The sequence below is a fragment of the Streptomyces sp. NPDC096205 genome, from assembly GCF_044763135.1.
Classification (GTDB): Bacteria; Actinomycetota; Actinomycetes; order Streptomycetales; family Streptomycetaceae; genus Streptomyces.
Genome location: NZ_JBIWFS010000008.1, coordinates 332,794 through 352,781, shown reverse-complemented (window position 1 = coordinate 352,781; position 19,988 = coordinate 332,794). Strand labels below are relative to the sequence as shown.

Below are 19,988 nucleotides of genomic sequence, written 5' to 3'. Positions count from 1 at the left end.
CGGTGGGTGGTTCGGGGGCGTGGGGGCGCGGCGAGCCCGGCGCGGGTCTGGCCCCTAGGGCATCTACGCGTCGAACTTGGGTGGTAACCAGCTAAGCGCCGGGCTGCGCCGCACCCCCACGCCCCACTCCCGCCGGTGGGCGCCCGCACCGCCGACGGGGTTCCGGCTCCGGCGTATGCGACCACCCACGGCGGGACAGCCGCCGACGGCGAGCAACCACAGAAGGAGAGCCGAGCCTCTTGGCCGGCTGTCACGGGCGGTGCGTGGGTGGGAGAAGGCCGCGCAGCGGCGAGACGGCGGGAAAGACGGCAGCGGCGGGACGCCGGAGTCCGTCAGGTGGGGGTCACCACTTGGGTGGGCTGGCGATCGAGCGGGCGAGGACCTCGTCGAGGACGCGGGCCGTGCCGGGGACGTCGAGTTGGGAGTTGTCGATGATGGGGAGGCCGGAGCCGTACCAGCCGGCCATACGGCCGTGGATGCGGGCGACCTCCTCGTCGGAGAGGCGGCGATTGCCCGAGCGTTCGGCGTTGCGCTCCAGGACGATCTCGAGTCCGGGAAGAAGGACCACCGGCAGCAGGCCGGGACCCACGTGGCGCTTCCAGCCGCCGAGGCCGACCACGGGCCGGTCGGGAAAGACAGCGTCGTCGAGGATGCAGGAGATGCCGTTGGCGAGGAAGTTGCGGGCGGAGAAACCGCAGGTGCGGCGGGCGAGGCGGTACTGGGCCTCGGAGTGGTCGTTCCAGCCGGACCGGGGGTCGGCGAAGCCGGAGCGGACCCATTCGCGGACGTCGTCGAGGCTGATGTGGGCCGTGGGCACCCGGCGGTGGTCGGCCCAGTACTTGGCGACGGACGTCTTGCCCGCGCCCGCGGGGCCGATGAGCAGCACAGCCATGGTGGTGGTCAGGGGGTCCGGCGCCGCGTTGGCGGGAGGCAGCGGACTCGGCACGGGCACCGGGCCGCCGGGCGGCAGCGCGACATGGCCGGTGGTGTCCACCGGGGCGGGCGGCATCTGCCCGGGGGGCGGCGCGCTGAAGCCGGGGGCCGGGGGCGGTGGGGGAACCGGGTGGTGACGGCCCTGCTGGTGTGCGGCCGACGCCCAGTCGGCGGCCGGTCCGTGCCCCGGCTGGTGGGGCGGCGGCAGCGGAGACCCCACTGCGTGCTGCATCCGGTGCCACTCCGTCTCGTACAGGCAATTGGCGGTTGCGGCGGGGCAGGCCCGCTCCCTACCGAACGGTACCGCCCCCGGCCGTCCTTTGGTGAACGGCCGGGGGCGGTCACAAGTGCCCGGATGCGCAGGCGAATCGGGCGGACTCCCGCTTACTGGCCCACTTCGCCGTACGCGGCGAGCAGCACCGCGGGGTCCGGGCCCTCCAGCACGGTGGGCTTGGCCAGACCGTCCAGCACGATGAAGCGCAGCAGGTCGCCGCGGGACTTCTTGTCGACCTTCATCGTCTCCAGCAGCTTGGGCCACTGGTCGTAGCGGTAGTGCAGCGGCAGCCCGACCGACTCCAGAATCGTGCGGTGTCGGTCCGCCGTCGCATCGTCCAGACGGCCCGCCACACGGCCGAGTTCGGCGGCGAAGTGCATGCCGACCGCGACCGCGGCGCCGTGGCGCCACTTGTAGCGCTCGTTCTTCTCGATGGCGTGGGCGAGGGTGTGTCCGTAGTTGAGGATCTCCCGCAGGCCCGCCTCCTTCAGGTCGGAGGACACCACATCCGCCTTGACCTGGATGGAGCGCTGGATGAGTTCCGCCGTGTGGGGGCCCGCCGGGGTGCGTGCGCCCTCGGGGTCGGCCTCGATCAGGTCGAGGATCACCGGGTCGGCGATGAAGCCGGCCTTGATGATCTCCGCCAGTCCGGAGACGTAGTCGTTGACCGGGAGGGAGTCCAGCGCCGCCAGGTCGCACAGGACGCCGGCCGGCGGGTGGAAGGCGCCGACCAGGTTCTTGCCCTCGGCCGTGTTGATGCCGGTCTTGCCGCCGACGGCCGCGTCCACCATCGCCAGGACGGTGGTGGGGATGGCGATCCAGCGCACGCCGCGCAGCCAGGTCGCGGCCACGAAGCCCGCCAGGTCCGTGGTGGCGCCGCCGCCCACACCGACCACCACGTCCGTGCGGGTGAAGCCGGACTGGCCCAGCGCCTTCCAGCAGTAGGCGGCGACCTCGGCGGTCTTGGCCTCCTCCGCGTTCGGCACCTGGATCGCGACGGCCTCGTAGCCCTGGCCGGCCAGGTCGGCGCGCAGCGCCTCGCCGGTCTCGGCCAGCGCCTCGGGGTGGACGACCGCGACCCGCTTGGCCTTGTCGCCGATCAACCCGCCCAGCTCACCCAGGAGCTGACGGCCCACCAGGACGTCGTAGGGGTCGGCGCCGCCGACGTGGATCCGTGTCACCGACTCGCTCATGCTTCCTTCAACTCCAAAGCGTCCAGGGCTGCTTGGGTGACCTCTTCCGGCGTACGGCCGTCCGTGGACACCACCGCCGTGGCGACCTCCTCGTACAGGTGCCGTCGCGCCTCCATCAGCTCGCGCCACTGCTTGCGGGGGTTGACCGCGAGCAGCGGGCGGGCCACGTTCAGGCCGGTGCGCCGGACCGCCTCCTCGACGTCCATCGAGAGGTAGACGACCGGATGGCCGGCCAGCAGTGCGCGGGTGTCCGCGTCGAGGATCGCACCGCCGCCGAGCGCGAGGACGCCCTCGTGCTCGGCGAGCGCACGGGCCACGGCCTGCTTCTCCAGGGCGCGGAAGGCGGGCTCGCCCTCCTCGACGAAGATGTCGGAGATGGCGCGGCCGTCGGCGGTGACGATGTCGTCGTCGGTGTCCCGGTAGCCGACGCCGAGCCGGTCGGCCAGGAGCTGCCCGACGGTGGACTTGCCCACGCCCATCGGGCCGATCAGGACGACCACCGGACCGGTCATCGGATGTGCAGGTTGTCGAGGTACGAGGTGACGTTGCGGCGGGTCTCGGCCACGCTGTCGCCGCCGAACTTCTCCGCGACCGCGTCGGCCAGGACCAGGGCGACCATCGCCTCGGCGACGATGCCCGCGGCCGGGACGGCGGAGACGTCGGAGCGCTGGTGGTGGGCCTGGGCCGGCTCGCCGGTGGTGACGTCCACCGTCCGCAGGGCGCGCGGCACGGTCGCGATCGGCTTCATCGCGGCCCGCACGCGCAGCAGCTCGCCCGTGGACAGGCCGCCCTCGGTGCCGCCCGCGCGGCCGGAGACGCGCCGGATGCCCTCGGGCGTGTTGACGATCTCGTCGTGCGCCTTGGAGCCGGGGACCCGCGCCATCTCGAAGCCGTCGCCGATCTCGACGCCCTTGATGGCCTGGATGCCCATGAGGGCTCCGGCCAGGCGGGCGTCCAGCTTGCGGTCCCAGTGCACGTGCGAGCCGAGGCCGACCGGGACGCCGTACGCCAGCACTTCGACGACACCGCCCAGGGTGTCGCCGTCCTTGTGGGCCTGGTCGACCTCGGCCACCATCGCCTTGGAGGTGTCGGCGTCCAGGCAGCGCAGCGGGTCGGCGTCCAGCTTCTCGACGTCGGCCGGGGTCGGGTAGACACCCTGCGGGGCCTTCACGGAGCACAGCTCGACGACGTGGGAGACGATCTCGATGCCGGCCGTCTCCTTGAGGTAGGAGCGGGCGACCGCGCCCAGCGCGACCCGGGCCGCGGTCTCACGGGCGGAGGCGCGCTCCAGGATCGGGCGGGCCTCCTCGAAGCCGTACTTCTGCATGCCCGCGAGGTCGGCGTGGCCGGGACGGGGCCGGGTGAGCGGCGCGTTGCGGGCCAGCTGGGCGAGCTCGTCCGGGTCGACCGGGTCGGCCGCCATGACCTTCTCCCACTTGGGCCACTCGGTGTTGCCCACCATGACCGCGACCGGGGAGCCGAGGGTGAGACCGTGCCGGACGCCACCGAGGAAGGTGACCTCGTCCCGCTCGAACTTCATCCGGGCACCGCGTCCATAACCGAGCCGGCGCCGGGCCAGGTGGTCCGCCACCATCTCCGTGGTGATCGGCACGCCGGCGGGAAGGCCCTCCAGCGTCGCCACGAGTGCGGGACCGTGGGACTCCCCCGCGGTCAGCCAGCGCAACCTGCTCAACGGTGCTCCTCAGTGCTCGCGCCCCGGTACTGCCCGGCGTACGCATGTGCGCGCGTACGGCGACGGCGGGACCCGGTGCGCGGCCTGGGGCCCGCCGTCTCCGATCCTCCCATGTCCACGGCCGGGAACCGGCCGCCGGTCCATCTGGCGGACGGTTCGTGGACGGGCCGGAAGCTCAGACCGTGCCGTCCTGGCGGGTCTGCTGAGGCGCGTAGGAGCCGAGGAAGTCGGCGCCGCTGCTCTGTGGCTGCTGCGCCTGCACCTGGGGCTGCGGGGCGTACTGGCCCAGGTAGTCGGCGCCGCTGCGCTGCGCGGGCACGGCCACCGGCACGCCCGAGCGCAGGGCGCGGCGGTGGTCGATCCTGCGCTTCAGCTTGAAGCCCCAGGAGATGACGAGGGCCAGGATCGCCAGCGCCAGCACGGTGATCTGCACCCAATCGGGCATGAACTTGAGCAGCGCCTCGAATATCTCGCTCTTCCCGGACGCCAACGGCACAGCAAAGGACATACGGCGTTTCCCCTCCCGGTCCCGCCCCCTGCGGAACCCCGCGGATCTTAACGGCCCATGGGGTCCGCCCGGCAAATTCCGGGTCGACGACGATTCCTTCTGGAATTGAGGGTTCCGCTACGCGGGTATTCGCATACGGAACTATTCCCGGGCAAGACTCCGCTCGCCCGCCGCCCGCATCGCCGCCAGCGGTGCGGGCGAGCGGCCCGTCATCTGCTCGACCTGGAGCACCGCCTGGTGGACGAGCAGGTCGAGACCGCTCACCACGGCACCGCCGTACGCCGACCAGCGGGCCGCGAGCTGAGTGGGCCACGGGTCGTAGAGGACGTCGAAGAGGGCCGCCGGGCGTTCGGGGATCAGCGGGGCCAGCGCGTCGGTGGCGCCGGCCGGGGTGGTCGCGATGACCAGCGGGGCACGCAGGGCCTGCTCGGCGTCCGCCCAGTCGGCGATGCGGACCTCCACCTCCAGCCGCTCGGCCCACTGGCGCATCTCGGCGGCGCGGGCCTCGCTGCGGACGTAGACGGAGATCTCGCCGGTGCAGACGCGGGCCAGCGCGGCCAGCGCGGAGGACGCGGTGGCGCCCGCGCCGAGGATCGCGGCGGCGTCGACCTTGTCGATGCCGTGCTCGCGCAGCGCGGCCACCATCCCGGGGATGTCGGTGTTGTCGCCGACGCGACGGCCGTCCTCGGTGAACACCACGGTGTTGACCGCCTCGACCGAGCGAGCCGTCTCGCTGACCTCGTCGAGCAACGGGATGACCGCCCGCTTCAGCGGCATGGTCAGCGACAGCCCGGCCCACTCGGGACCGAGCTGCGCGAAGAACCCCGGCAGCGCCGCCTCGTCCACCTCGAACCGGTCGTACGACCAGTGGGCGAGCCCCAGCTCCTCGTACGCGGCGCGGTGCAGCACCGGTGAGAGGGAGTGGGCGATGGGCGAGCCGAGCACGGCGGCCCGGCGGGCGTCAGTTTCCGGTGTTGGCATTGAATTTGTCCAGGAGCCTTTGGTGTTCCGCGTACGTCTTGGCGAACTCGGTGTTGTGCATACCGTCGGTCGCCACGAAGTAGAGCCAGCCGTCGTCGGTGGGATTCAGCGTCGCCCGCATGGCCTCTTCACCGGGATTGCCGATGGGACCCGGCGGCAGACCCCGGTACTTGTACGTGTTGTACGGGTCCGGGTTGCTGTTGATCTCGTCTTCCCCGATGTGAATGTCGCTCTGGTTCATCAGGTAGTTGTACGTCGAGTCGAACTGCAGTTTCTGATTCGTCTCGGTGTTGGTGGGCTTGAGACGGTTGTAGATGACCTCCGCCATCTTGCGGTAGTCGTCCTCCGTCTTGCCCTCGGCCTGGACGAGGCTGGCGACCGTGAGGACGTCCAGCGGGTCCTTCAGATTCAGCGCCTCGGCCTTCGCCGCGAGGTCGTACTCCTCGTACTTCGCGGTGGCGCGGCCGACCATCTCCTTGAGGACGCTCTCCGGCTTCATGCCCTTGGCCGCGGGATAGGTGCCGGGATAGAGGAAGCCCTCGAGCGGGTCCTTGATGTCCTTGTTGTCGTTCGCCCAGTCCGGCATGCCGAGACTGTCGTATTTCGTCTCGGAGACCTTTTTCGTGGTGCCCGCGGGCAGCCCGAGTTTCTCGTCGATCGTTTTGTAGACGCGGAGGTTGCGCTGCCCCGGCGCGACCATCACATTGTTCTGGCTCTTCGGGTCGAGCATCATCTCGACGGCACTCGCGGCGGACATCTGCTTCCTGAGCAGATAGGCGCCGGCCTGGATGGTGTCGCCGTCGGGGTTCTGCGACTGGGCGGAGACGAACGCGTCGACGCTCTTGACGACGCCGGCCTCCTTCAGCCGCCGGCCGATCTCGTAGCCGAGCGCGCCCTTGGGGATCTGCACGGTGACCATCTGGCTCGTGCCGTCCCCCGCGTAGTCCGGGGCCGCGCCGAAACGATCCTGGTAAAACTGGTACCCGAAGTAGCCGACACCGGCCAGACCGCCGCCGAAGACCAGCGCGACCACCAGGCAGGCGCAGCCGTTGCGGCTCTTCTTGCTCTTGCCGCCCTTGCCGCCGCGGCCCCTGCGCTCACCGCGTCCGCGCCGGTCCCCCGGCTCGTCCCCGTAGTCGTCGTCGCCGTCGTCGTCGTTCCCGCTCGCGAAGAAGTCGCTCTCGCCCTGGTCGGGGCCCGGGTCCCAGTCGGTGCGCGGCTCGGGCTCGGGGCGTCGGCGGGCGGGCGGCTCGGGCGGCGGGTAGGCGTCCGGCGTCTGGTAGAAGTCCGGCTGCTGGTCGCCGTAGGCCGCGGCCTGCTGCCCGTAGGGGTCGGCCGGGTCGCCCGGATAGGGCAGGTGCGGCTGGGCGCCCGTGGCCCAGGAACCGTCGCCGTACGACTGCTGCCCGCCGTTGGTGTCGTACGACTGACCGCCGCCGTTGGTGTCGTACGACTGGCCCCCACCATTGGTGTCGTAGGACTGACCCCCGTACTGCTGCGGGTACTGCTGCTGCGTCTGGCCGTAGGCCTGTTGGCCGGTGCCCCACTCGTCGTACGGCTGCTGCGGCTGCTGCGGGTAGTGCTGCTGCTGGCCGCCGTAGGCAGACTGGTGGCCCGGTTGGGCGGCCTGCTGCCCTTCCCATCCGCCGTCCCCGTACAACGGGTCCTGCGGATGCCACGGTTCGGAGCCTGGGCCCCGGCCATACTCAGTCATCGATCCCCTAGAGCCGCGAGGCGGCGGTTCGCCGGGGCTCGGGGGGCCCGGGTTCCGTTCCGCCTCTTGTTGTGCGGTGGCTGTTCGAACGCCGTCGCATCGCGCGGAACGTTACCGTATCGCGATCAGATGACCACTTCGACGCCCTCGCCCGGAGCTTTACCTGACACCCGTTCGGATTCGAGTGCCTGCTGGAGGATGATCACAGCGGCTGCCTGATCGATGACGGAACGGCCCTTCTTGGACTTCACGCCCGAGGCGCGCAGGCCCTGACTGGCCGTCACGGTCGTCATCCGCTCGTCGACGAGCCTCACCGGAACCGGCGCGATCATGCGGGCCAGTTCCTGGGTGAAGCCGCGGACCTTGACGGCGGCGGGGCCCTCGCCCCCCTTGAGGGAGCGAGGGAGTCCGACGACGACCTCGATCGGCTCGTACTCCTCGACGAGCTGCTTCAGCCGGCGCTGGGCGGCGGGGATGTCCCGGCCGGGGACGGTCTCCACCGGCGTGGCGAGGATCCCGTCGGGGTCGCACGAGGCGACCCCGATGCGGGCGTCCCCGACATCGATGGCGAGACGTCGTCCTCTGCGCATTACTTGGCCGTCTCCGCGACGAGGCGCTCGACGGCGTCGACGGCCTCGCCGACGGCGGCCGGGTTCTGGCCGCCGCCCTGGGCGACGTCCGGCTTGCCGCCACCGCCGCCGCCGAGGGTCTTGGCAGCGGCACGGACCAGGTCACCGGCCTTGAGGCCGCGCTCGCGGGCGGGCTCGTTGGTGGCGATGACCGTCAGCGGCTTGCCGTTGTTCACGGTGAACAGGGCCACGACCGCGGCCCGTCCGCCCTGGATGCGGCCGCGCACGTCGAGGACGAGCTTGCGCAGGTCGTCCGGCGTCGTGCCGTCCGGAACCTGACCGGTGACGACGGCGACGCCGTTGATGTCCTTGGCGGACTCGACGAGACCGGCGGCGGCCTGCAGCACCTTCTCGGCGCGGAACTTCTCGATCTCCTTCTCGGCGTCCTTCAGCTTGCCGAGCATGGCGGAGACCTTCTCCGGAAGCTCCTCCGGGCGGCCCTTGATCAGCTCCTGGAGCTGGGCGACGACCGTGTGCTCACGGGCGAGGAAGTTGTAGGCGTCCACACCGACGAGGGCCTCGATACGGCGCACACCGGAGCCGATGGAGGACTCGCCGAGCAGCTTCACCAGGCCGAGCTGGGCGGTGTTGTGCACATGGGTGCCGCCGCACAGCTCCTTGGAGAAGTCGCCGATGGTGACCACGCGGACGCGCTCGCCGTACTTCTCGCCGAACTCGGCGATGGCGCCCTGCTTCTTGGCCTCGTCGATGCCCATGACCTCGGCGTGCACGTCCAGGTCGCGGGCGAGGACCTCGTTGATCTTCTGCTCGACGTCGGTCATCACGGCCGTGGGAACGGCGGACGGGGAGCCGAAGTCGAAGCGGAAGCGGCCGGGCTGGTTCTCCGAACCGGCCTGGGCGGCCGTCGGACCGAGGGCGTCGCGCAGCGCCTGGTGGGTGAGGTGGGTGGCCGAGTGGGCGCGGGCGATGGCCTTGCGGCGGCGGTTGTCGATCGAGGCGTGGGCCTTGGCGCCGACGGTGACCTCGCCGACCTGGACGACACCCTTGTGGACGTACACACCCGGGACCGGCTTCTGGCAGTCGCGGACCTCGATGACGGCGCCCGAGTCGACCTTGATCCGGCCGGTGTCGCCGATCTGGCCGCCGCCCTCGGCGTAGAACGGGGTGCGGTCCAGGACGACCTCGACCTCGTCGCCCTCGGTGGCGGCCGGGGAGGACACGCCGTCGACGAGGATGCCGACGATGGTGGTCTCGCCCTCGGTGTCGCCGTAGCCGATGAAGTCGGTCTCGCCGGCGGTGTCGGCGATCTCGCGGTAGGCGCCCATGTCGGCGTGGCCGGTCTTCTTGGCCTGGGCGTCGGCCTTGGCGCGCTCCCGCTGCTCCTTCATCAGGCGGCGGAAGCCGTCCTCGTCCACGGAGAGGCCCTGCTCGGCGGCCATCTCCAGGGTGAGGTCGATCGGGAAGCCCCAGGTGTCGTGGAGCAGGAACGCCTTGTCGCCGGGCAGCACGGCGGAGCCGGCGGCCTTGGTCTCCGTCACGGCGGTGTCGAGGATGTTGGTGCCGGCCTTCAGCGTCTTGAGGAAGGCGTTCTCCTCGGCGAGGGCGACCTTCTCGATGCGCTCGCGGTCGGTGATCAGCTCCGGGTACTGCTGGCCCATCATGCGGATCACGACGTCGATCAGGTCCTGGACGACCGGACCGGTGGCGCCCAGCAGGCGCATGTTGCGGATGGCGCGGCGCATGATGCGGCGCAGGACATAGCCGCGGCCCTCGTTGCCCGGCGTGACACCGTCGCCGATGAGCATGGTGGCGGTGCGCATGTGGTCGGTGACCACGCGCAGGGACACGTCCGAGGCGTGGGCGTCGCCGTAGCGGACGCCGGTCAGCTCGGTGGCCTTCTCGATCACGGCCATCGAGGTGTCGATCTCGTACATGTTCTGCACGCCCTGCAGAATCATGGCGAGGCGCTCCAGGCCGAGGCCCGTGTCGATGTTCTTGCTGGGCAGGTCGCCGAGGATGTCGAACTTGTCCTTGCCGGTGCCCTCGCCCCGCTCGTACTGCATGAAGACGAGGTTCCAGATCTCCACGTACCGCTCGTCGTTGACGGCGGGGCCGCCCTCGACGCCGAACTCGGGGCCGCGGTCGTAGTTGATCTCGGAGCAGGGGCCGCACGGGCCGGGTACGCCCATGGACCAGAAGTTGTCCTTCATGCCCAGGCGCTGGATGCGCTCCTTGGGCACACCGACGACCTCGTGCCAGATCTGCTCGGCCTCGTCGTCGTCCTGGTAGACGGTGATCCAGAGCTTCTCCGGCTCCAGGCCGTAACCGCCCTTGTCCTGGGGGCTGGTGAGCAGCTCCCAGGCGAGCTTGATGGCGCCTTCCTTGAAGTAGTCGCCGAAGGAGAAGTTGCCGCACATCTGGAAGAAGGTGCCGTGCCGCGTGGTCTTGCCGACCTCTTCGATGTCGGGCGTGCGCACGCACTTCTGCACGCTGGTGGCGCGCGGGAAGGGCGGCTTGACCTCACCCAGGAAGTAGGGCTTGAACGGCACCATGCCGGCGGGGACGAGGAGCAGAGTCGGGTCGTCCGCGATGAGCGACGCCGAAGGGACGACGGTGTGCCCGCGCTCCTCGAAGAAGCTCAGCCAGCGGCGGCGGATCTCAGCCGACTCCATCAGTGGTCCCCATTCCGGTCGTTCTCGTTGTTCCGGTACACCGTGGATTCGATGTACTTCGGGTACTTGGGCTTGTGGTCGTTCTCGATGGCGGCGTAGCGCCGGGGTGCGGGAAACTCCGGGGCGCTCGGATCCTCGTGGATGCCGAGCACCTCTTCGAGTTCGGCCTCCCGCTGGGCCATGTTGTCGCGGACGTCGAGGGCGAAGCCGACCGCACGGTCCTTCAGGCGGTGTCCGGCCTCGATCGCCTTGTTCGTCGCGGTGACGGCGAGATGCTCGGGCGTCAGCTGCTTCAGCTTGCGGTTGACCTTGGTGGTGGCCCACACACCGGCGGCGACGCCCGTGCTGAACCAGAAGGTACGGCGGAACATCGGTAGCTCTCAGCCCCTCTTCCTGCTGGAGTCTCGCCTGTCCCGCCGGGAGGCCGGAATCGTGCGGCCCACGACGACGGTCCGTCGGGGCGCCTTGGCGGGCGCGTCGCCCTTGCGGCCGCCGAGGGCCCGGCGCACGCCGTAGCCGAAGGCGGCGACCTTGACCAGGGGGCCGCCGAAGGTGGAGGCGACGGTCGTCGACAGCGCGGACGCGTTCGACGTGACCTCCTGGACGTCGGAGGCGATCGCGTCGACCCGGTCGATCTGGGTCTGCGCGGAGCGCACCGTCGCGGAGGCGTCGGCCAGCAGCGGGACGGCCTGTTCGGTCACATCCGCGACCAGCTTGGTGGTCGCCCTGAGCGTCTGGGCCAGCCTCGCGAGAGCCACCGCGAGGAAGGAGACCAGGATCGCCCAGAAGACGGCCACCAGGATCCCGGCCACCTCTCCACCGGACACCTTGCGCACCCGCTCCCTGAAACATGCCTGAACATCGAATAGGTCCTGGACCGAGCCTATCGCGCCGGGGGTACCGCACCGTACCCGATTAGGGCCCTGCCGAGGCCGCGATCGCCGGACGCGATTGTACGGAGTGATTACGCTTCAGTACGCTCCGTGTCCCATGCGAGTGGAACAGCGCGACGACGACCCTGTACGGGGCAACCTCCCGGCGGAGCTGGACGCGTTCGTCGGCCGCACGGCCGAACTGTCCGGGCTTGCCGCCGCGCTCGACACCGCGCGGCTGGTGACGGTGACGGGCGGCGGCGGGGTCGGCAAGTCCCGGCTCGCGGCGCACGCGGCCGCGCGGCGGCGGCCCCCGCACGGGGTGTGGCGGGTGGAGCTGGCCGCGCTGCGCGATCCGGAGTTCGTCGAGTACGCCGTCGTGGAGGCGCTCCGGCTGACGGACCACACCACGCGGCTGCCGCGCGAGACCCTCCTCGATCAGCTCGCCGAGCGTGAACTGCTGCTGCTCCTGGACGGGTTCGAGCATCTGCTTGAGCCGTGCACGGCCCTGGTGGGCGAGCTGCTGCGGCGGCTGCCCGGCCTCAGTGTGCTGGCGGTGGGGCGCCGGCCGCTCGGGGTGGCCGGGGAGCGGCTGTTCCCGCTGGCGCCGCTCGGCCCGGACGACGCCGTGGACCTCCTGGTCGAACGCGCCTCGGCGCACGGGGTCGCGCTGCGGCCCGACGAGCGGGTGCGCGAGCTGTGCCGCCGCCTGGACGGCATCCCACTCGCGGTCGAACTGGCCGCGGGCCGGCTGCGGGCACTGTCCCCGGCGCAGTTGCTCGACCGGCTCGACGACCGGTTCCGGCTGCTGACCGGCGGCGGGCCGGACGGACTGCCCCGCCATCAGACGCTGCGCACCGCGATCGGCTGGAGCCATGAGCTGTGCACGCTGGAGGAACGGCTGCTGTGGTCGCGTCTTTCGGTGTTCGCCGGGCAGTTCGACCTGGAGGCCGTGGAGTACGTGTGCAGCGGCGACGGACTGCACGCCGACGACGTCCTCGACGTGCTCACCGCGCTGCTCGCCCAGTCGGTGGTGGCCCGCGAGGAGACCCCGGCGGGGGTGCGCTACCGGATGCTCGACACCGTGCGCGAGTACGGCGCCGAGTGGCTGGAGGCCATGGGCGACGCCGAGCGGCTGCGGCGCAGGCACCGGGACTGGTATCTGGGCCTGGCGACCTGGTGCGAGCTGGACTGGTTCTCGCGGCGGCAGGGCGAGGTCGCCGCCCGCGTCGAGGCGGAGCTGCCGAATCTGCGGCTCGCCCTGGAGTTCAGCCTGTCCGACCCGGACGAGGCGCATCTGGGCCAGTACCTGGCGGGGGCGCTGTGGTTCTGCTGGGTGGGCTGCGGGCGCCTGTCGGAGGGCCGGCGCTGGCTGGAGCGCAGCGTCGAGCTGCCGCCGGCCGAGGAGACCACGCACGAGCAGTCCCGGCTGAAGGCCCTGTGGGTGCTCGGCTATGTGTGTGTGCTCCAGGGCGACTCGGTCGCCGCGCTGACGGCGCTGCACGAGTGCCGGGAGGAGGCCGAGCGCCTCGGCAACGCGACCGCGGCGGCGTACGCCGAGCACCGCACAGGCTGTCTCGCGCTGGTCACGGACGACATGCCGCGCGCAGAAACGCTGCTGCGATCGGCGCTGGAGCGCTACCGGGAGATCGGCGAGCTCAACAGCAATGTGCTGATGGGGCAGGTGGAGCTGGCCATGGCCCGCGCCTTCCAGGGCGACCTGCCGGACGCGGTGCGGCTGAGCGAGGACGTGCGCCGGGTGTGCGAGGACCACGGGGAGCGCTGGGCCCGCTCCTACGCCCTGTTCGTGCTGGCGTACGCGGCCTGGGGTGACGGCGACCTGGCGCGCGCCCGGGTCCTGCTGACGGACTGCCTGGCCGGCGCGGACGGGTTCAACGATCTGCTGGGCACGGTGCTCGTGGTGGAACTGCTCGCCCTGGTGACCCTGGCGGAGGGCGACGCGGCCGAGGCGGCCGTGCTGCAGGGCGCGGCGGCCGGGATGTGGCCGTCGGTGGGGCTGCCGCTGTTCGGCTCGGCCTATTACAACCAGCCGCACGAGCTGTGCGAGGCCGGGGCCCGTGAGGCGCTGGGCGACGAGCGGTACGAGGAGTGCGTACGGCTCGGCGGACGGCTGGAGCGGCGGGCGGCGGTGGCCCGGGCGCTGGGCGGGGCCCCGTCCCGGACCGCGGACGGGTCGCCGCCGACCTCCCGGGGGCCGGTGCCCTCGCCGCGAGGTGCCGCGGACACGCGGAAGCCCGCCGCCTCCCCCACCCGCGGGGGCGGGGAGACGACGGGCTGAGGTACCGCTGGTGGTACGACGCCTGCTGGGATCAGCGGGCGTAGTACTCGACGACGAGCTGCTCGTCGCAGATCACCGGGATCTCCTTGCGGTTCGGCTCACGGTCCAGGCGGAACGCCAGGGCCTTGAGGTTCACCTGGAGGTAGCGCGGGGTCTCACCCTCGGGGGCGAAGCCACCCTCACGGGCGATCGTGAAGAGGGTCTTCTCCTTGGAGCGGTCGCGGACCTGCACGACGTCGTCCGGACGGACACGGAAGGACGGCTTGTCGACCTTCTGACCGTTGACCTGGATGTGGCCGTGCACGACCATCTGGCGGGCCTGGTAGATCGTGCGGGCGATGCCCGAACGCAGGACCAGGGCGTCGAGACGACGCTCGAGCTCGACGATCAGGGCCTCACCGGTCTTGCCCTGGACCTTGGACGCACGCTCGTAGGCGCGGACCAGCTGGCGCTCGGAGATGTCGTACTGAGCGCGCAGACGCTGCTTCTCGAGCAGACGGACCTTGTAGTCCGAGTTCTGCTTGCGGCCACGGCCGTGCTCACCCGGCGGGTAGGGACGGGCCTCGAAGTACTTGACGGCCTTCGGGGTCAGCGCGATGCCGAGGGCACGCGACTTCTTGACCTTGGGGCGGGACTGGTTCGCCACTGTTTCTCATTTCCTTGATTCGGCTTGTCAGAGTTGTGGGAGGTCGCATCCGCAGCCGGGGAAACCCTCCGGGTCCGTTGCCGGGCCTGGTGGGCAGCCGCTCCCCTGGTCTGGGCACATACGTGCAGCACGCGAGTGGCCCACCGACCTGTCCCGGGCTCCGGGGTGGTGGTGGGCTGCCCGCGACACCGTTCGACGGTGCGCGACGCTCCTGGAACCCCCGCTGGGGGTTCCGGCTGGATGTCCCGCTCTGACTGCGCGGGACTCAGCACTCCGAGCGAGTTTACAGGGTGGTCAGGGCCGCTTGCGACCGAGGTGGTTCCTGGTCCACTCCACGGCGTCCGCGTAGCGCGCCTCCGCGCCGTGCCGGGTCGGGGTGTAGTACTCGCGGTCCTTCAGGGCGTCCGGCGCGTACTGCTGCTCGGCGATGCCCTCCGCGAGGTCGTGCGGATACACATACCCCTGCGCGTGCCCCAGCTTGGCCGCGCCCTTGTAGTGCCCGTCGCGCAGATGCGGTGGGACCGGCCCGGCCATTCCCTTGCGTACGTCGTCCAGGGCGGCGCCGATCGCGGTGGTCGCGGAGTTGGACTTCGGGGCGAGGGCGAGGGCGATGGTGGCGTGGCTGAGGGTGAGGGCGGCCTCGGGGAAGCCGATCATGGCGACGGCCTGGGCGGCGGCGACCGCGATCGGCAGGGCGTTCGGGTCGGCGAGGCCGATGTCCTCGCTGGCGGAGATCATCAGCCGGCGCGCGATGAACCGGGGGTCCTCGCCCGCCTCGATCATCCGGGCCAGATAGTGCAGGGCGGCGTCCACGTCGGAGCCGCGGATCGACTTGATCAGGGCGCTGGCCACGTCGTAGTGCTGGTCGCCGTCGCGGTCGTACTTCACGGCCGCGCGGTCGACGGTCTCCTCCAGCGTGGTGAGGGAGATCTCCTGCTCGCCCTTGTCGAGGGCCGCTCCGGCGGCGGCCTCCAGGGCGGTCAGAGCGCGGCGGGCGTCGCCGCCGGCGATCCGCAGCAGGTGGGCCTCGGACTCCTCGGGCAGACCGACGGCGCTCTTGAGGCCGCGCTCGTCGGTGAGGGCGCGCCTGAGGAGACCCCTGACGTCATCGTCCGTCAGCGGCTCCAGGGTGAGCAGCAGGGAGCGGGACAGCAGGGGCGAGATCACCGAGAAGTACGGGTTCTCGGTGGTGGCCGCGATCAGGGTGACCCAGCGGTTCTCGACGGCCGGGAGGAGGGAGTCCTGCTGGGCCTTGCTGAAGCGGTGGATCTCGTCGAGGAAGAGGACGGTCTCCTTGCCGTAGCCGCCGGTGGCGCGGCGGGCGCCGTCGATGACCGCGCGGACCTCCTTGACGCCGGCGGTGATGGCGGACAGCTCCACGAAGCGCTTGTTGGTGGCCTTGGAGACGACGTAGGCGAGGGTCGTCTTGCCGGTGCCTGGCGGGCCCCAGAGGATCACCGAGGAGGGCCCGGCCGGTCCCCCGGCGCCCTCGCCGACGAGTCTGCGCAAGGGAGAGCCCGGCTTGAGCAGGTGCTGCTGGCCCACGACCTCGTCGAGGGTGCGCGGGCGCATGCGGACCGCCAGGGGACTGCTCGTCGGGTCCTTCTCCTGGCGCTCTTCGGCTGCGGCGGTGAACAGATCGGGCTCCACGTCAGAAACCCTAAATCACCCCACTGACAATCCCCTCAGAGCTGTCAGCTCGGGGGGACGGTCAGCTCGTCCAGAAGTCCCACCAGCGGGTCAGGATCAGCATGCCGATGATCCCGATGTGCAGCACGGGCATGACCCAGGTGAACTCGCCGAAGAAGCTTTTGAGCCAGCGCGGGGCGGGCAGGTGGTCGTTGCGGACGTTGAACGAGGTCACGTACCAGAACATGACGATCGTGGCGACCCAGGCCAGGCAGCACCACAGGCACAGCGCGTTGATCCGGTACAGCGACTGGAACATCAGCCAGGCGCAGAAGCTCACGCCGAACAGCGTCCCGGCGTTGAAGACGAGCCAGTACCAGCGCGGGAAGCGGGCCCGCGCGAGCAGGCTCACGCCGACGCAGATCACGATGCCGTACGCGACGAGGCCGAGCATCGGGTTGGGGAAGCCGAAGACGGACGCCTGGTCGCTCTCCATCACGCTGCCGCAGGAGACGACCGGGTTGAGGCTGCAGCCGGGCGTGAAGGTCTTGCCCTCGACCTTCGCCTCCAGCAGCTTGAACTTGTCGATCGTGATGACCCAGGCGGCCAGCAGTCCGGCCGCGCCCGTGATCACGAGCAGCAGCGCGAAGGCCCGGCTGCCGCCGACCGCGCGTGGCACCGCGGCGTCCGGCCGGGGCTCGGGCTCGGTGGAGACGTCCTGCACTGTCGTCTTGCTCATCACGCCGATTCCGTCACTTGAGACTTGGAACATCTTCGGGCAGGGGCCATTGTGCCGCACCCGCGCGTAAGCGCACCGTTCGCTCACCACAAGGATGTACGTCGGTTCAGCCGGGAGCGTTCGGTCTCGGACAGGTGTCCCCACGGCATGCGAAAGGGCGTCCGGAAACCCGGACGCCCCTCCACACGCGTGTGCGCTCAGCCGAGCCGCGCCTCCAGCTCGGCCACGATCTCGTTCACACCGACCGCCGACTGCTCGCCGGACTCCATGTCCTTGAGCTGGACGACGCCCTCGGCGAGGTCGCGCTCGCCGGCGACCAGGGCGTAGCGGGCGCCGGAGCGGTTGGCCGCCTTCATCGCCGCCTTCAGGCCCTTGCCGCCGTAACTGAAGTCCGCCGCGACACCGACCTTGCGCAGCTCGGTGACCTTCGCGAACAGCACGCGGCGGGCCTCCTCGCCGAGGGGCACGGCGAAGACGCTGGTGGACGCCGGGAGGGCGAGCTCGACGCCCTCGGCCTCCAGGGCGAGGACCGTGCGGTCGACGCCGAGGGCCCAGCCGACGGACGGCAGGGCGGGGCCGCCGATCATCTCGGACAGGCCGTCGTAGCGGCCGCCGCCGCCCACCGCGGACTGGGAGCCCAGACCGTCGTGGACGAACTCGAACGTCGTACGCGTGTAGTAGTCCAGGCCGCGGACCAGCTTGGGGTCGTCCTCGAAGGCGACACCGGCGGCCGTGATCAGCTCGCGGACCTCCTCGTGGTACGCCTTGCAGGAGTCGCACAGGTAGTCGCGCAGCAGCGGGGCGTCGCCGAGCTGCTTCTGGACCGACTCGCGCTTGTCGTCCAGGACGCGCAGCGGGTTGATCTCCGCGCGGCGTAGGGTGTCCTCGTCGAGGTCCAGGCCGCGCAGGAAGTCCTGGAGGGCGGCCCGGTAGACGGGGCGGCACTCCTTGTCGCCGAGGCTGTTGAGCAGGATGCGGAAGTTCCGCAGGCCGAGGGAGCGGTAGGCCTGGTCGGCCAGGATGATCAGCTCGGCGTCCAGGGCCGGGTCCTCGGCACCGATCGCCTCGGCGCCGACCTGCGAGAAGTGCCTGTAGCGGCCCTTCTGCGGGCGCTCGTAGCGGTAGTACGAGCCGGAGTACCAGAGCTTGACCGGGAGGTTGCCCGCCTTGTGCAGGTTGGCCTCCAGGGCGGCGCGCAGCACGGACGCGGTGCCCTCGGGACGCAGGGCGAGCCGGTCGCCGCCCTTGGTCTCGAAGGCGTACATCTCCTTGGTGACGATGTCGGTGGACTCGCCGACCCCGCGCGCGAACAGCTCGACGTTCTCGAAGCCGGGCGTCTCGATGTAGCCGTAGCCGGAGTTGCGCAGCGGGGCGGCGATGGCCTCGCGGACGGCCAGGAACTTGGCGCTGTCCGGCGGGATGAGGTCGTAGGTGCCCTTGGGGGCCTTGAAGGTGCTCACGGAAAGTCTCTCGTCACATTCCTCGTCGGGGAGCGTCGACGTCAGCTCCCAGGCCGGTGGCCACCTTCCGCAGATACGGGTTGGTGGCGCGCTCCTGGCCGATGGTCGTCTGGGGACCGTGGCCCGACAGCACCACGGTCGAGTCCTCGAGCGGCAGGCACACACGGGCCAGCGAGTCGAGCATCTCGGCCATGTCACCGCCGGGCAGGTCGGTGCGTCCGATGGAGCCGGCGAACAGCAGGTCGCCCGAGAACAGGATCGGCGGGATGTCCGCCGCCTCGGGCAGGCCGAAGGTCACCGACCCCTTGGTATGGCCGGGCGCATGGGCGACCGTCAGTTCCAGTCCGGCCAGCTCCAGCTTCGCGCCGTCGGTGAGCTCCTTGACGTCGTCCGGCTCCCCCACGGTCAGCTCGCCGAGCAGCGGCATGCCGATGGACCGGCCGAGCGCCTTCTCGGGGTCGCTCATCATGTACCGGTCCTCGGGGTGGATCCAGGCCGGTACGTCGTGCGCTCCGCAGACCGGGACGACCGAGGCCACATGGTCGATGTGGCCATGGGTGAGGACGACGGCGACGGGCTTGAGCCGATGCTTCTTCAGTGCTTCCTCGACTCCGGGGGCCGCCTGATGGCCCGGGTCGATGATCACGCACTCCTCACCGGCGGCGGGGGCGACGAGATAACAGTTCGTCCCCCAGGCCCCGGCGGGGAACCCGGCAATGAGCACGATCGTCCTTCGTTGTGTCGGTTCGGGGTGGCTTGCGCATGGGCTACGCCTGAGGTCAGAGCCTACCGGCGCTGCCGATTCCTCAGCGAACCCATATACGGTACGGGGCACACACCAGACGGACGTACGAGGAGACAACCCGGTGGTCACCCAGGAACAGCGGCGGCGTCAGCTCGCCCGGGAGAAGTTCTTGCGGCAGCAGCAGCGGCGCACCGAGGCGCGACAGAAGGCGAAGGTGCGCAACTCGGTGATCGCGTCGGTGCTCGGCGTGGTCCTGGTGGGCAGCCTCGCGCTGTACACGACCGGGGTCATGAAGGACGACAAGGACGACAAGGCGAACGCGACCGCCACCACGGACCCGACGCCCAGCGCGGCGAAGGACCCCTGCGACAAGCCCGCCGCGGGCAAGGTCGGGACGCAGACGTGGAAGAAGGAGCCGGCGGTCACGATCGACAAGTCGGCCAAGTACACGATGAAGCTGGCCACGACCTGCGGTGACATCGACATCGCGCTGAACGCGTCGGCGGCCCCGCACACGGTGAACTCGTTCCACTACCTGGCCGGCAAGGGCTACTTCGACCACACCAAGTGCCACCGCCTCACCACGAACAACATCTACGTGCTGCAGTGCGGCGACCCGACGGGCAGCGGTAGCGGCGGGCCGGGCTACACCCTCCCGGACGAGAATCTGAAGGACAAGAGCCTCAAGGGCGGCGTGTACCCGGCGGGCACGGTCGCGATGGCGAACACCGGTCAGCCGCACACCGGCGGCAGCCAGTTCTTCCTCGTCTACCAGGACAGTCAGCTGCCCCCCAGCTACACACCGTTCGGTACCGTTTCCGCATCGGGCATGACGGTCCTGAAGAAGATCGCCGAGGCCGGCGAGAACACCGGCGCCGGTGACGGCGCGCCGAACGCGACCGTTGTGATCGACAAGGCGACGGTCGCGAAATCCTGACCCCATCCCGACCGCCATCTGCGGAATTTCGGTCGCGCGGGATGCGGACAGGCAACCCGCCGGTCGCCTATGTTGGCCGTGACGAAACTGTGGACGATGCCCG

Annotated in this window: 18 protein-coding genes; 2 read left to right on the top strand and 16 right to left on the bottom strand. The window is 70.7% G+C overall.

Going from position 1 to position 19,988, the window contains the following annotated elements:
* Positions 1 to 343 precede the first annotated feature (343 nt).
* The 11 genes from ACIQ6Y_RS28960 to ACIQ6Y_RS28910 form a co-directional block, all read right to left on the bottom strand.
* A complete protein-coding gene (locus ACIQ6Y_RS28960; RefSeq protein WP_404043139.1) occupies positions 344 to 1,165 on the bottom strand; it encodes a Pro-rich N-terminal domain-containing protein in 822 nt (273 codons plus the stop codon).
* 152 nt (positions 1,166 to 1,317) lie between these two features.
* The gene (gene aroB, locus ACIQ6Y_RS28955; RefSeq protein WP_404043137.1) at positions 1,318 to 2,400 is read right to left on the bottom strand and encodes a 3-dehydroquinate synthase; all 1,083 of its coding nucleotides are present in this window, start codon (positions 2,398 to 2,400) and stop codon (positions 1,318 to 1,320) included.
* A complete protein-coding gene (locus ACIQ6Y_RS28950) occupies positions 2,397 to 2,912 on the bottom strand; it encodes a shikimate kinase (RefSeq protein ID WP_404043135.1) in 516 nt (171 codons plus the stop codon). The genes aroB and ACIQ6Y_RS28950 overlap by 4 nt, the downstream gene beginning before the upstream one ends.
* On the bottom strand, positions 2,909 to 4,093 hold the full coding sequence (aroC, locus tag ACIQ6Y_RS28945; protein ID WP_404043133.1) for a chorismate synthase: 1,185 nt from the start codon (positions 4,091 to 4,093) through the stop codon (positions 2,909 to 2,911). Before aroC ends, ACIQ6Y_RS28950 begins: the two co-directional genes overlap by 4 nt.
* Positions 4,094 to 4,268: 175 nt before the next feature.
* On the bottom strand, positions 4,269 to 4,601 hold the full coding sequence (locus ACIQ6Y_RS28940; protein ID WP_404043131.1) for a hypothetical protein: 333 nt from the start codon (positions 4,599 to 4,601) through the stop codon (positions 4,269 to 4,271).
* Positions 4,602 to 4,742: 141 nt separating this feature from the next.
* Complete coding sequence (locus ACIQ6Y_RS28935; RefSeq protein ID WP_404043129.1) at positions 4,743 to 5,582, bottom strand: shikimate dehydrogenase; 840 nt, start codon at positions 5,580 to 5,582, stop codon at positions 4,743 to 4,745.
* Positions 5,563 to 7,296: an endolytic transglycosylase MltG gene (gene mltG / locus ACIQ6Y_RS28930; protein ID WP_404043127.1), complete on the bottom strand. Its 1,734-nt coding sequence runs from the start codon at positions 7,294 to 7,296 to the stop codon at positions 5,563 to 5,565. The genes ACIQ6Y_RS28935 and mltG overlap by 20 nt, the downstream gene beginning before the upstream one ends.
* 125 nt (positions 7,297 to 7,421) lie before the next feature.
* Positions 7,422 to 7,886, bottom strand: a complete 465-nt coding sequence (gene ruvX / locus ACIQ6Y_RS28925; RefSeq protein WP_404043125.1) for a Holliday junction resolvase RuvX — start codon at positions 7,884 to 7,886, stop codon at positions 7,422 to 7,424.
* The gene (gene alaS / locus ACIQ6Y_RS28920) at positions 7,886 to 10,558 is read right to left on the bottom strand and encodes an alanine--tRNA ligase (protein ID WP_404043123.1); all 2,673 of its coding nucleotides are present in this window, start codon (positions 10,556 to 10,558) and stop codon (positions 7,886 to 7,888) included. The genes ruvX and alaS overlap by 1 nt, the downstream gene beginning before the upstream one ends.
* Positions 10,558 to 10,929 (bottom strand): hypothetical protein, encoded by a 372-nt coding sequence (locus tag ACIQ6Y_RS28915; RefSeq protein WP_404043121.1) that lies wholly within the window; start codon positions 10,927 to 10,929, stop codon positions 10,558 to 10,560. The genes alaS and ACIQ6Y_RS28915 overlap by 1 nt, the downstream gene beginning before the upstream one ends.
* A gap of 9 nt (positions 10,930 to 10,938) precedes the next feature.
* A complete protein-coding gene (locus ACIQ6Y_RS28910; RefSeq protein ID WP_404043119.1) occupies positions 10,939 to 11,394 on the bottom strand; it encodes a DUF948 domain-containing protein in 456 nt (151 codons plus the stop codon).
* Positions 11,395 to 11,548: 154 nt separating this feature from the next.
* Between ACIQ6Y_RS28910 and ACIQ6Y_RS28905 the strand changes: the two genes are divergently transcribed.
* A complete protein-coding gene (locus tag ACIQ6Y_RS28905) occupies positions 11,549 to 13,729 on the top strand; it encodes an ATP-binding protein (RefSeq protein WP_404043117.1) in 2,181 nt (726 codons plus the stop codon).
* A 31-nt stretch (positions 13,730 to 13,760) separates the two neighbouring features.
* On the opposite strand, the gene rpsD is transcribed toward ACIQ6Y_RS28905, so the two are convergent.
* From rpsD to ACIQ6Y_RS28880, 5 genes are all read right to left on the bottom strand, one after another.
* Positions 13,761 to 14,375 (bottom strand): 30S ribosomal protein S4, encoded by a 615-nt coding sequence (gene rpsD, locus ACIQ6Y_RS28900; protein ID WP_031161776.1) that lies wholly within the window; start codon positions 14,373 to 14,375, stop codon positions 13,761 to 13,763.
* Positions 14,376 to 14,669: 294 nt separating this feature from the next.
* Complete coding sequence (locus tag ACIQ6Y_RS28895; protein WP_404043115.1) at positions 14,670 to 16,025, bottom strand: replication-associated recombination protein A; 1,356 nt, start codon at positions 16,023 to 16,025, stop codon at positions 14,670 to 14,672.
* A gap of 61 nt (positions 16,026 to 16,086) precedes the next feature.
* A complete protein-coding gene (locus ACIQ6Y_RS28890) occupies positions 16,087 to 16,743 on the bottom strand; it encodes a vitamin K epoxide reductase family protein (protein ID WP_404043113.1) in 657 nt (218 codons plus the stop codon).
* A 197-nt stretch (positions 16,744 to 16,940) separates the two neighbouring features.
* A complete protein-coding gene (gene hisS / locus ACIQ6Y_RS28885; protein ID WP_404043111.1) occupies positions 16,941 to 18,203 on the bottom strand; it encodes a histidine--tRNA ligase in 1,263 nt (420 codons plus the stop codon).
* Between the two features lie 13 nt (positions 18,204 to 18,216).
* Positions 18,217 to 18,927: an MBL fold metallo-hydrolase gene (locus ACIQ6Y_RS28880; RefSeq protein WP_404043109.1), complete on the bottom strand. Its 711-nt coding sequence runs from the start codon at positions 18,925 to 18,927 to the stop codon at positions 18,217 to 18,219.
* A gap of 142 nt (positions 18,928 to 19,069) precedes the next feature.
* Here ACIQ6Y_RS28880 and ACIQ6Y_RS28875 point away from each other — a divergent pair, with 142 nt between their 5' ends.
* Positions 19,070 to 19,885 (top strand): peptidylprolyl isomerase, encoded by an 816-nt coding sequence (locus ACIQ6Y_RS28875; RefSeq protein ID WP_404043107.1) that lies wholly within the window; start codon positions 19,070 to 19,072, stop codon positions 19,883 to 19,885.
* The last annotated feature ends 103 nt before the right edge of the window (positions 19,886 to 19,988 follow it).

What these genes read in the sequence shown, in the direction of transcription:
- alaS (WP_404043123.1), bottom strand. Translation starts at nt 10,558, where the DNA reads ATGGAGTCGGCTGAGATCCGCCGCCGCTGGCTGAGCTTCTTCGAGGAG.
- ACIQ6Y_RS28960 (WP_404043139.1), bottom strand. Translation starts at nt 1,165, where the DNA reads ATGCAGCACGCAGTGGGGTCTCCGCTGCCGCCGCCCCACCAGCCGGGG.
- ACIQ6Y_RS28935 (WP_404043129.1), bottom strand. Translation starts at nt 5,582, where the DNA reads ATGCCAACACCGGAAACTGACGCCCGCCGGGCCGCCGTGCTCGGCTCG.
- ACIQ6Y_RS28915 (WP_404043121.1), bottom strand. Translation starts at nt 10,929, where the DNA reads ATGTTCCGCCGTACCTTCTGGTTCAGCACGGGCGTCGCCGCCGGTGTG.
- ACIQ6Y_RS28905 (WP_404043117.1), top strand. Translation starts at nt 11,549, where the DNA reads ATGCGAGTGGAACAGCGCGACGACGACCCTGTACGGGGCAACCTCCCG.
- ACIQ6Y_RS28940 (WP_404043131.1), bottom strand. Translation starts at nt 4,601, where the DNA reads ATGTCCTTTGCTGTGCCGTTGGCGTCCGGGAAGAGCGAGATATTCGAG.
- ACIQ6Y_RS28890 (WP_404043113.1), bottom strand. Translation starts at nt 16,743, where the DNA reads ATGAGCAAGACGACAGTGCAGGACGTCTCCACCGAGCCCGAGCCCCGG.
- ACIQ6Y_RS28950 (WP_404043135.1), bottom strand. Translation starts at nt 2,912, where the DNA reads ATGACCGGTCCGGTGGTCGTCCTGATCGGCCCGATGGGCGTGGGCAAG.
- mltG (WP_404043127.1), bottom strand. Translation starts at nt 7,296, where the DNA reads ATGACTGAGTATGGCCGGGGCCCAGGCTCCGAACCGTGGCATCCGCAG.
- ruvX (WP_404043125.1), bottom strand. Translation starts at nt 7,886, where the DNA reads ATGCGCAGAGGACGACGTCTCGCCATCGATGTCGGGGACGCCCGCATC.
- aroB (WP_404043137.1), bottom strand. Translation starts at nt 2,400, where the DNA reads ATGAGCGAGTCGGTGACACGGATCCACGTCGGCGGCGCCGACCCCTAC.